This window comes from Limnoraphis robusta BA-68 BA1, assembly GCF_034932365.1.
Taxonomy (GTDB): domain Bacteria; phylum Cyanobacteriota; class Cyanobacteriia; order Cyanobacteriales; family Microcoleaceae; genus Capilliphycus; species Capilliphycus robustus.
Genome location: NZ_JAYGHR010000004.1, coordinates 163,013 through 174,010 on the forward strand (window position 1 = coordinate 163,013; position 10,998 = coordinate 174,010).

General features: G+C 42.1%; 10 protein-coding genes. 3 read left to right on the forward strand and 7 right to left on the reverse strand.

The features are described from left to right. Positions 1-108: 108 nt before the first annotated feature. Together VB836_RS03765 and VB836_RS03770 are read right to left on the reverse strand one after the other, a co-directional pair. Entirely contained in the window at positions 109-2,862 is a 2,754-nt protein-coding gene (locus VB836_RS03765) for a DNA methyltransferase (RefSeq protein ID WP_323218065.1), read from the reverse strand. A gap of 164 nt (positions 2,863-3,026) precedes the next feature. After that, complete coding sequence (locus tag VB836_RS03770) at positions 3,027-3,365, reverse strand: polyphosphate kinase 2 family protein (RefSeq protein ID WP_323218067.1); 339 nt, start codon at positions 3,363-3,365, stop codon at positions 3,027-3,029. Positions 3,366-3,426: 61 nt separating this feature from the next. Here VB836_RS03770 and VB836_RS03775 point away from each other — a divergent pair, with 61 nt between their 5' ends. Further along, the gene (locus VB836_RS03775; RefSeq protein ID WP_323218068.1) at positions 3,427-3,549 is read left to right on the forward strand and encodes a hypothetical protein; all 123 of its coding nucleotides are present in this window, start codon (positions 3,427-3,429) and stop codon (positions 3,547-3,549) included. Positions 3,550-3,564: 15 nt separating this feature from the next. Here the strand turns inward: VB836_RS03775 and VB836_RS03780 are convergent, their stop codons facing one another. From VB836_RS03780 to VB836_RS03790, 3 genes are all read right to left on the reverse strand, one after another. After that, positions 3,565-4,167 carry a pentapeptide repeat-containing protein gene (locus tag VB836_RS03780; RefSeq protein WP_323218069.1) on the reverse strand — a complete coding sequence of 201 codons (603 nt, stop codon included), beginning with the start codon at positions 4,165-4,167 and terminating at the stop codon, positions 3,565-3,567. A 98-nt stretch (positions 4,168-4,265) separates the two neighbouring features. Next, positions 4,266-5,672, reverse strand: a complete 1,407-nt coding sequence (locus tag VB836_RS03785) for an HD domain-containing phosphohydrolase (protein ID WP_323218071.1) — start codon at positions 5,670-5,672, stop codon at positions 4,266-4,268. Between the two features lie 253 nt (positions 5,673-5,925). Beyond that, positions 5,926-7,011, reverse strand: coding sequence for a PIN/TRAM domain-containing protein (locus VB836_RS03790; protein ID WP_046276607.1), 1,086 nt, complete (start codon positions 7,009-7,011; stop codon positions 5,926-5,928). 206 nt (positions 7,012-7,217) lie between these two features. On the opposite strand from VB836_RS03790, the gene VB836_RS03795 reads away from it, so the two are divergent. Further along, on the forward strand, positions 7,218-7,520 hold the full coding sequence (locus VB836_RS03795) for a hypothetical protein (protein WP_323218073.1): 303 nt from the start codon (positions 7,218-7,220) through the stop codon (positions 7,518-7,520). Between the two features lie 70 nt (positions 7,521-7,590). On the opposite strand, the gene VB836_RS03800 is transcribed toward VB836_RS03795, so the two are convergent. Continuing rightward, positions 7,591-8,670: an RNA-guided endonuclease InsQ/TnpB family protein gene (locus tag VB836_RS03800; RefSeq protein ID WP_323218074.1), complete on the reverse strand. Its 1,080-nt coding sequence runs from the start codon at positions 8,668-8,670 to the stop codon at positions 7,591-7,593. 99 nt (positions 8,671-8,769) lie between these two features. Continuing rightward, positions 8,770-9,156 (reverse strand): VOC family protein, encoded by a 387-nt coding sequence (locus VB836_RS03805; protein ID WP_323218075.1) that lies wholly within the window; start codon positions 9,154-9,156, stop codon positions 8,770-8,772. Between the two features lie 39 nt (positions 9,157-9,195). On the opposite strand from VB836_RS03805, the gene tftA reads away from it, so the two are divergent. Next, positions 9,196-10,557, forward strand: coding sequence for a hormogonium tapered terminus morphoprotein TftA (gene tftA / locus VB836_RS03810; protein ID WP_323218077.1), 1,362 nt, complete (start codon positions 9,196-9,198; stop codon positions 10,555-10,557). The last annotated feature ends 441 nt before the right edge of the window (positions 10,558-10,998 follow it).

Sequence of the window (10,998 nt, forward strand, 5' to 3'; positions counted from 1 at the left end):
TAAGCACTAAAAATGATGCTGATCCAGCAGAAAGAGACATCAGAAAGAAGCATGAGTTAGTCTCAGCTAAAGGATTGTTGTTCCTATTTCTGAACATCATCCAATTTATTAACTATCTTTTTTCTTACTTCGCTTTTTTTTCTCGACTTTGAGTAATGGCGCACTTAGTGCTTCATAGAGGCTAAATAAATACTCAATGCGATTTAGTTCGCTAACGAAGGGCTGGGGACGATAGCAAAGGTCTACAGCTTTGTCTAGGGCTTGATGGGCTTTTACCAAGTCGGGCGGCATGGTGAGAGGATCGTAAAGTTCGGCGAGGCTACTATCGGAATATTTTGCCCTTGTGTCTAATACTGCTTGCGCGGCGGTTTCGACTTTTTGCTTTTGTTTGTCAGTTGCAGTTTCCGGGAATGGATAGTTGTTGTAAACAATGTCTTTGGAATAGCGATAATCGCTTTTTAATCGTCCACAGACATACCTAACCCATGTCATGTGCATTTCAGATGTGAGAATGCCAAAATGGTAAAGCGTGGCTTCAGAAATAATTAAACATAGATTACTTGTAATAACTTCTTGCGGCATAAACCCAAGAGGGATATATTTTCGGTTTTCAGATGAGACACTTGGTACAAGTAAATAGTCTGTTGAAGGCATATTTTCTACATGAAAACGAGTTGGAGTTTGTGCTAGTTTCTGAGTAGGAATACTTTTACTTTTCAATCTTACTTTTTTAACTGCTTCAACCCTCTTTAAGGCTTCTGGCATCTGTTTTAATTCATTAGGTGGGCAATCTCCAAGCCATAAGCACCATCTCTCACGATTATTAATAAATTCATCAGATCCTACCCATTTTCTAAACCATTTGGCAGATTTTGGTTCTATCTTGATAAATTCTTCTTTTTCTGGCGTTGTAAATAGATAGTTGCCACCGTCAATTGGTTTATTGCCAATACCTATTGATGGGATATTAGATAATGGCTTTCGTCTTCTTTGAATTGTCGTGTCTGTTCCATTGACTAAGTAAGGGTTAATATTTTTTACCTGTATTTCCAGAGGCTCGCCCTTGATATCCTCATACTCAAAAATACGTTTCTCTAAAATATCAAAGTTTGCAAATCCAATAATTACGCAATAAACCGCCGCTTTTTTACCTCTAGCCTCATTTGTCCATCTAAAAGTTCTATGAGCAAAATGAATTTTTATTTTGTACTGATTAAAAAGAATATCCCATAAAACTCCAACCTGTTCCCCTTGAGAAATTGAGTTTGTGCTAACAAAAGCTACTTGTATATTTGAATTTTGAATGAATTCTACTGCTTTGACATACCAAGCTGAGACATAATCCATAATCCCAGCACCTTTGACATTGTTAAATACACCAAGAAGATCATTCCTTTGTGTTTCATTCATCTTTTTAGAACCGACAAATGGAGGATTACCCAAAATAAAATTTAACTTCTCTTTTGCAACAAAAGCCCCCCAATCAATTCGCAACGAATTACCATGCACAATCTTCGCGGATTTCTTCAAAGGCAAACGCACAAAATACTGCCCAAACTCATTACTCACCTTCACATTCATCTGATGATCAATCAACCACATCGCCACCTCAGCCACCCGCACCGCAAACTCATTATATTCAATCCCTGCAAACTGATCCACATCGACTTGAATAATCGAGCTAATATCCGTCACTAATTGCCCATTTTTATTCAACTCCAACAAAATCAAAATCTCTAAATCTCGCAATTCCCGATAGGTAATAATCAAGAAATTACCACAACCACAAGCAGGATCAAGGAAATATAAAGTTGCAATCTTTTTGTGTAACTCTTTTAATTTGCCCTTAGTACCCTTAGCCTTCTCAAAATCAGCATACAAATCATCTAAGAAAAGCGGCTTAATCAACTTTTGGATATTCTTCTCAGAAGTATAATGCGCCCCTAAATTTCGCCGTTCCGTCTCATTCATTACTGCCTGAAACATCGACCCAAAAATTGCAGGAGAAATCTTACCCCAATCAAATGCACAAGCCTTTAACAATATTTCACGCATCTGTTTATCAAACGCCGCAGGTTGTACAGTCTCCTCAAATAACTTCCCATTCACATAGGGAAACTGCACCAAATTCTCATCTAAATTCCTTAAGCGTCGCTCATTCGGCGTATTCAAAACATGGAAAATTGAAGCAATGTGCATCGCCAAATCACTGCCATCTTCCTTCGTATGCAAATCGATATATTCCCAGAAAATCCCCTTATTAAAAATGCCCGTATCATCAGCAAACATACAGAACAATAGCCGCACCAGATACACTTCTAGATCATGCCCTATATAGCCAATTTCTTTGAGGCGATCATGCAGTTTTCCCATCAATTCCGCCGCCACAATATTGACAGGATCTTCATCCTTATAAACCCGTTTTTCATATCCCGCCATAAAGCCGAATAGATGCACATGATTTACAAAATCCTTTAGCTCAAACTCTTTGGTTTCGTTCGTATCTAAATCATAAAGCCTGAATTTCTGAAAATCCGAAACCAAAATATATTTCGGTAATTCATGCTCCTTTAAATTTGGAAAATAATCTTTTGCTTGTTGTGTAGCCTTATCTAAGTCCTTACCCCTAGACTTATGCTCCACCAAAATCGTCCCCTTCCACAGCAAATCAATAAACCCTTGCTTATTGTCTGCCTTTTTAATTGGTAGCTCAAAACTCCCCACCCGCCGCCGTGAAATGCCAAACACATTAAAAAAGTCATTCCAGAATGATTGCGACTCTGACCTCTCTGAAGTTTCACTTTCCCATTCCTGAGAAAAGGCGATCGCCCTTTGCTTAATCTCATTCCAACTTAGAGGCATATCGGCAAATGTTAAGACATAATGTTAGGCAACCTTTATACTATCATTCAGTTCCTAAAATTACTTATAATTGAGATAGCCTTATCTTGAAACGAATCGGTTAGAACTTGAGGAGAGGAAAAAACAGGAATATGGCGATCGCTAAAATCAACCAATTCTCATCCTTATTTCTGACTCTCCAGAATTTCCTTCGCATTTAAAAGTTCCTGATATTGCTCTTTACTGAGCTTAGGATATTTGAGATTCAGTTCCTTTAACTGAGTGTAAATGATGCCCGCCACAACTAGACGAGTAAACCATTTGTGATCGGCGGGGATAATGTACCAAGGAGCATATTTTGTACTGGTGTGATTGAACATATCCTCATAGACACTCATATAGTCATCCCAAAATCTGCGCTCTTTCGCATCATTTTCAGAGAACTTCCAATTCTTTTCAGGGCGATTAATCCGTTCTAAAAAACGTTCTTTCTGCTCCTCTTTGGATACATTATTGAATAACAATCTTCCCCAAGCTGAGGGTTGAGTTGATGCCGAACTGCTTCAGGGCGATTTATTCGGTGATTTGATTATTCAAGCCGAAGTGCCGTTAGTCAGAATGTTTGGTTATTCCAACCAACTGCGATCGCTAACTTCGGGAATGGCTTCATTTACGATGGAGTTTGCTTGTTATCGCCCCGTTCAATAACAATTAAAAACACCTCTAATTCTGTTTCAGGGCTAGGGGTGTTCCCTCCAAACAAGCACCGTTGAGATTGGTTCCTAACCATTGAGTTTGTTCGACAATGGCACAAAGTAAGTTGGCTCGTTCTAGGTTAGTTCCCCGTAAAACTGCACCACTCAGGTTCGCTTCTTCTAAATCAGCTTGTGATAAATCGGCTCCCGAGAGATTGGTATTTCTCAGGTCTGCTTGTTGTAAAATAGCTTGAGATAGGCTAACACCGCGTAAATCAGCCCCTCGCAAATCGACCCCCGTTAGATCCAACGCCCCACAACTGGCCCCGGTTAAAAATGCTCCGGCAAAACTGGCTTCTCGGACATCGGCATCTAATAAAATTGCACCCCGTAAATCAGCATTTCGCAAATCAGCCCCGACTAGATTAGCGCCCGTTAAGTCTGCTCCGCGTAAATTAGCCCGAAGGTTTGCTCCTTGTAAATTGGCACCGCTTAAACTCGCACCCGTTAAGTTAGCTTGAGACAAATCTGCATCGCTTAAGTCTGCGCCTGATAAGTCCGCACCCGCTAGGTACGCATAAGTCAGTTCTTTGAGTTTTCCCCGTCTAATAGCCGTTAAATCAAGATTCATAATTTTTTCAAATCAACGTTCAATCAGGAGTTCAGAAGTCGCAGAAGTTGAGAATTTCTAAATTCCGGTTAGTCCTGAACTTGTTTATAGATCAAACCTCAACTATTTGATCTAATCTGATGTGAGGGTGAGTTGTCCTCTAACCAAACATTCGGGAGTTGGGTGGGGAGTTGAGGTAACTGCATCAAGCCAATTTCTGACAGCCGAACCACTGTCGTTAGCGACTCGACTAACTCAGGATCAAAGCGAGTCCCGCTCAGTTGTTGACATTTTTCCAATGCTTCTGACAAACTCAACGCCGGACGATTTCCCCGAGGTTGAGTTAATTCTTGAAAATAAGACACTAATCCTAAAATTCGCGCTTTGATATTAATTTCTTCACCTTTCTGACCATCGGGTTTCCCGCTACCATCCCAATGTTCCAAATGATGAGCGACAATATCTTTAACGATCGCAAGTTCAGGCATCGCTTCTAACAGTCTAGCTCCAATCACCCCCCGTTCTTGCCAAAAAGCACGGGTTGAATCATCCATTTCTTCTGGCGTTTGGGTAAATACCTCTGGGGGTGCGGAAGCTAAACCAATGCGATACAGTAATCCCGCTAGGCGTAGACGTCGTAACTTAAGAGTGGGTAAATCTAAGAGTTGACCTAAAGTTTCGCACAAAGCCGACACTTGTAAGGAAGCACAGGGGTTATCTTTGTCTCGTTGATCAACTCGTTGTACCATTCTGAGGAAAGCTTGTAATTTATTGGCATTAATATTACGGCTGACTCGTTTGGCTTTATCTTCGAGTTCTCGGAGTTCTCGGGTTTGTCGATTGACGGCGATCAGTTCTTGTTGAGAGGTTTGTAGATAAGTAACGATACGGGAAACAACACCGCTCAAGTCAGAAACGCTTGTACTCGGAGTCGCGATAATTTCTTGGTGCTGCTGTTGGAGTCGGTTGGCTAAATCTGGGTTATAGGGATGGATGCGTTGAATTAAAATTTCCGCCGCCTGACGAACTGAGTTGCTGTCAAACGTCCATAATCCGTAAAATTTGCGTTCGGTGTCAGTCGTCGGTATCCCGTGCGGGAGATATTCTTCGTCTGAAAGTTCATAACACAGAACCATAGCCGTGTAGCCCGGAGCTAAAATAATCAGATTCCATTCCCAAACCAAGTCATCGGTAGGATCTAAGTTAATCAGCGATACATTGTCGAGTTGACCTGTACGATGATTGATAAATCCGCTATCGGGTAAAGCGGCGATCGCTACATGACGGCAACATTGACCAATATCAAAGTAGCGTTCAGCTTCTTGTAGATACCACTTTCCCTCTTGAAAGGTGACTAAAACAAGGGGTTGTTGGTTCGGTTCAGGACTGGAAGTTTGTAAAATATGGTCTTCTAAAGCATGGCACAGTGCCACTAAGGTGTTTTTATAGTAAACTCCAAAGCTTGAAGGTAGTTGACCGTTGGGCAATGTCGTTTTGAGCTGGTTTAAGGTGGATTCTGGATTCATTATTCGACAGGCGATCCCGACTTTTCTTTAAATCTTAGCGAGAATTGATCCCTTGGAAGATCGGGTTTGGAAAATTTGCAATCTGATCAAGTTCAGACTGGGCTGAGTTGATTCAGCAACAGTGTAGCTCAAAAAACAATATTAAGCTGGCTTGGGCGATTTTTGATCTCATAAAAAAAAACGACGATCAGACGAGATCGCCGTGTATTGAGTCGTTTGTCGTTGAGTTCTGCTCATAATAGGGTTCTATCGGTCAACCCTGGGCCATAACAGATTGTTCGGGCCGAGCAAAAATCATCCGTCCCGCAGAAGTTTGTAAAGAACTGGTAACGATGACTCTGACTTGATCGCCAACATAGTCACTACCCGCTTCTACGACAACCATCGTTCCATCCTCTAGATAGCCAATTCCTTGAGAGGGTTCCTTGCCTTCTTTACGAATTTTTAAGTCGATGCTATCTCCGGGTAAGTAGTTAGGGCGTACCGCTTGAGTCAAATCGTTAATGTTTAATACCGGGATTTGCTGCACGGTTGCCACTTGAGAGAGGTTGTAATCGTTAGTCAGCAATGTGGCATTGATTTCTAGAGCTAATCGCACTAACTTAGCATCAACGGTTTGTACATCTTCATAGTCCGCCGGATGAATTTGAATGCGATCGGGATAGTTGTCTCGAATTTGATTTAAAATCTCTAATCCTCGGCGTCCACGCGCTCGTTTTTGGTCGTTGGCTGCATCTGCAACCAGTTGTAACTCTTGCAAAATGAAGCCAGGGACTAAGATTTGTCCTTCCAGAAAACCTGTTTCTAATAACTTTTCTACTCGACCGTCAATAATACAACTTGTATCGAGAATTTTGCTGGAAGCTGGTTTGAGTGTTCCTTCAGCCAGCAACATACTCTCTAAACTGTTGGGATTGATCAGTCGCAAAAAGGCACGTCCATGTGTATCTGCCAGGTTCACTCCGGTAAACCCTAACATCACACTGAATAACACCGCCACTAACGGCTTGATAAAACCAAATTCTCTCGGAATTGGAAACAGAAATAAGGGTGCTAGCAGTAGGTTAGCCACCAACAGCCCCACGACTAAGCCAATGGCACGAGTCAGCAGTACGTCAAGAGGCATCTGTCGGACTTGCTCTTCGAGTCGGCGGTAGGTGGTTTGAACCACTAAGCCTAGCACTCCTCCGATCAGGGCGGTGAATGCAGCCGTGACTGAGCGCAGTCCCTCGATATTGGTGACTTGCTCCAATACATTGTAAGGAAGCAGTTCAATACCATAGAAGCCCATTCCTGCGCCCGCTAGTATGAATAGAATGATAATGATTGCATCTAGCATTACTGTAAGCTAATAAAATGGATAGGGATTCCCCTATGGGAATTTTGTGTAAGTTTTCGTTCTATTATATCGTTCTATTGAATCGGACTGTTTTCCTGATTGTGTGGGGTAAACCCAACACTCAACACCGAACACCCTACACCCTAAACAGTAAAGCTTCACAGTTTTGTATCATATTCTTAACGAGCTTGCGTAGCGGACTGGCGATGAGACTTTGGCGATTTTGGTGGCAAACCCTTGTACTGTCTACTCAATACAATCCGCCTCAATTTGTAGAGGTGGTGATGTTAATGCTGGCGATCATTTTGCTGGGATTTTGGAGTCTAACGGGAGATTTGCCTTATTTAGTGCTGTGTCTGAGTTATGTCGTCGGTTCTTCTACCTCGATGTTAGTGCGAGTCGCTATAGCTCCCCAAACTCGTTTTCACGTTACGCAAGTGATCGCCGTCGTGTTAATATTAATCAGCCTGCTATCGAAAACTGACATAACACGGTACAACCCGTATTAAAGTTCCGTTCCTGCTTCCTTCCAGTAACTGGGATTGCGTGAGGTGTCGGCACTTCTCACGGTTCACAGGCTCAAACCGAATAGCCTTCGGCGAGACGTTCTAAGTTGAGACTCGCATTATAGTCACGCTCTTTGACTTCACCGCAAGCCTGACAGTTGAAAACCCGTTCTTTGAGTGGCATTTCTTGAACGTGACCGCAACTTGAACAGGTTTTAGTTGACGGATAGAATCTATCAGCAAAAACTACAACTGAGCCGTACCACGAGGATTTATACTCAACTTGGCGGCGAATTTCATAAAGAGCAGAATCAGTAATAGCACCCGCTAACTTATGATTCTTTAACATCCCAGAAACATTCAAGTCTTCTAACCCGATGACGGCGTGGTTTTTGCATAGCCATGAGGTTAACTTGTGAATTGCATCTTTTCGGATGTTTGTGACTCTTTGATATGCTTTTGCGAGTTTCAGTCTAGCTTTATTCCTGTTGTTAGAACCCTTCTGTTTTCTCGAGAGTTCTCTTTGAAGTCGCGCTAATTTTTTCTTAGCCTTTTTGTATGCTCTAGGGTTTGCAAAAACCGTACCGTCTGAACAGGTAGCTAAGATCTTAACCCCAACATCAACACCCAGATAAACTCTTGATTTAACAGTCTGTTCTGGTTCAAACTCATAAGCTACTGAAATATACCAAGAATCAGCTACTCGACTAATTGTGACTCGCTTTGTGTTGATTTCAGGTAGGGGTTCATAAGTGAATACCCATCCAATGAAGGGGAGCTTTAGCCTTGTACCCGAAAACCTCATTACCTTGCCACAATTATCTAAAGTAAAGCTATCATTTTTACCTTTTTTCTTGAACTTAGGATGTTCGGCGATGCCCTGAAAAAATCGACTAAATGCTTCTCCCAAGTGCATGAAGGCAAATTGATAAACTCGAGAAGACAAAGTTTTCATCCAGGGATAGTGAGGTTTTACATGATTTGTATAGAACTTTTTCAGCTTGTTGGCAGAAGGCTTCAGCCCTTCTTTATAAGCTTCATTCCAGAGATTTAAAGCCCAATTCCAAACCCACCTAGAAAATCCAGCGTGTTGAGCCATTAAAGTCTTCTGTTTGTTGTTCAGTTTTAACTTGGTATGATAGGCTCGTTGCATAGATCTATTATGTGATCTTACAGATAGTACCGTGTTGTACCATAAATCGTCAACTAAGTTACTGCTCTACACCTTGATCGATCTGATGCTTTCTGTGGCTCAACGATTTTGATTGCCAAAAGACTGATGTAAAATTAAACGATTCCCCATCGGATCATAAGCGTATATTTCCCGACCATGAGAAGCGGTTAAAATGTCTCCCGGTGGTGGATATCCCAGGTGAGACAACATAGCGATCGCCTCTTCTAAATTCATCACTTCCAAACACAGGCTGATTCCTGTATTCGCCTGATGTATAAACTCACTCACCTGGGTAGATTTGGGTTGAAAAATCCCGAGTTTCAAACCGGGAAGCTGAAATTCTGTATAAATCTCTGGAATAGAAGACTGAGGTTGAATGCCTAATAATTGACTATAAAACTCAACCAAAACCTGGATATCTGTCGCTGCTAGCGTGACAAAGGCATTAAAGCAGTGTACAACCATAATGGCAAAATCGCTAAATCTAACGCTTAAATTGTAAAGATGGGACGAATCTTTTTATCCGCAGGTCATGGTGGGTTTGAAAACGGTGTTCGAGATCCGGGCGTCGTTGCGGGGGGAACCACTGAAGCCCAAGAAATGATTTCAATTCGTGACTTGGTGGGGGCTGAACTGCGAGCGCTTAATTTTCAAGTGTACGTGGTTCCTGATGATTTGTCTCAAGCCGAGACGATTGACTGGATTAACTCTTATTCTCGTTCGGGTGATGTGGCGTTAGAGTTGCAGACAGGTGGCTCATCTAATCCCAGTATACGAGGTGTCACGGTTTTTTATATTGCTCACAATGTCGAACGTCAAAAGGATGCACAACAGCTTTTGATGGCGTTATTGCGGCGAGTTCCTCAATTTCCCAGTCGCGGAACGAAACCGGATACTGAAACGGGGTTAGGGCGTTTAATTTTTTGTCGGTGGATTACTATTCCTTCTTTATACATTGAAATTGGTTTTTTAACTAATCCTCAAGATCGAGCTTTAATTCAATCCCGACGGCGAGATATTGCTAAAGGAATTGCTGAGGGAATACTCATCTGGATTCAAAAAGAACAGATTACTCCGGCTCCTCCCGTTCCGTCAAATGTTACAGTTTATGGTTCGATTGGGATTAAAATTAACGGTCAATCTTATGGAGAAGGGGGAATTTTAATTCAGGGAAATTCTTATATTCCTATTGATTTAGTGGATCGCCTGGGAATTAATTTAGCTCAACTGGCTCGGGCGCGTCGGGTGCGATATCGAAATATTGTTTATTTGCGAACGATTGACTTGAGAGGTTTGGGAATTTCTGTGACTTGGGATAATCCGAATCGGACAGTTGTTTTACGGTCTTTTTCCCGTGTGTATGCTGAGAAAATTGACCTAATTATGGGTAATGGAATCGCCACAGAAGTGCAATTAATTTATTTTTTGAAAGCGTCAAATCCTCTAGCTCTGTATCCATTTCCTGAGTTGGTTCATTTGTATCAAGAAGAAGCCAATATCGAAGGGGTTAATTATGATATTGCCTTTTGTCAGATGTGTTTAGAAACGGAATTTTTGCGATTTGGCGGTGAGGTGAAAGCGGCTCAAAATAATTTTGCTGGACTGGGAACGCTTGCGGGGGCGGCAGAAACGGCTTGTTTTGCGACGCCAAGATTGGGCGTCAGGGCGCATATTCAACACTTAAAAGCTTATGCCAGTACCGAACCTTTGGTACAAGAAGTTATCGACCCGAGATTTAATTTTGTTACCCGAGGAATTGCTCCTTCTGTACTGCAATTAAGTGGACGTTGGTCAGAGGATTTGCAATATGGAAATCGGATTTTAGCCCTGATGCAACGCCTTTATGAAGTCTCTGGTGTGTTGTAGCGAAGGGTACTTTTAACCATTAACAATGAGAAAATAATATCTAAAAACACCTATTGTATTCCCCAGGAAATCGAAGTGAATCAAACGTTACGTCAAACCATCAGCCCCTCTCCTACGAAGAGATGAGAAAACCTCTCCCCCAGCCCCTCTCCTACGAGAAAAGGGGAGTAATTTTAGATTAAGAATTAATTCCCCCTCGCCTTTTCAAGTAAATTAGAAAACCTCTCCCCCAGCCCCTCTCCTACGAGGAGATGGGAGTAATTTTAGATTAAGAATTAATTCCCCCTCGCCTCACCCCCCCACCCCCCTTTTTAAGGGCAGGGCCGTTTCGTTCTAACCCGAAAACTTGATTTGTGGGGAGGTGGGGAGGTAGGGAGGTGGGGAGATGGGGGGAATTTTTATTAACAAAAAGCTATTTTTCATCGGAAAAAAATCCTCTCC

Excerpts from the sequence above, each read along its gene's own strand:
- VB836_RS03765 (WP_323218065.1), bottom strand. The coding sequence starts at position 2,862 with ATGCCTCTAAGTTGGAATGAGATTAAGCAAAGGGCGATCGCCTTTTCT.
- VB836_RS03780 (WP_323218069.1), bottom strand. The coding sequence starts at position 4,167 with ATGAATCTTGATTTAACGGCTATTAGACGGGGAAAACTCAAAGAACTG.
- VB836_RS03785 (WP_323218071.1), bottom strand. The coding sequence starts at position 5,672 with ATGAATCCAGAATCCACCTTAAACCAGCTCAAAACGACATTGCCCAAC.
- VB836_RS03790 (WP_046276607.1), bottom strand. The coding sequence starts at position 7,011 with ATGCTAGATGCAATCATTATCATTCTATTCATACTAGCGGGCGCAGGA.
- VB836_RS03795 (WP_323218073.1), top strand. The coding sequence starts at position 7,218 with ATGAGACTTTGGCGATTTTGGTGGCAAACCCTTGTACTGTCTACTCAA.
- VB836_RS03800 (WP_323218074.1), bottom strand. The coding sequence starts at position 8,670 with ATGCAACGAGCCTATCATACCAAGTTAAAACTGAACAACAAACAGAAG.
- VB836_RS03805 (WP_323218075.1), bottom strand. The coding sequence starts at position 9,156 with ATGGTTGTACACTGCTTTAATGCCTTTGTCACGCTAGCAGCGACAGAT.
- tftA (WP_323218077.1), top strand. The coding sequence starts at position 9,196 with ATGGGACGAATCTTTTTATCCGCAGGTCATGGTGGGTTTGAAAACGGT.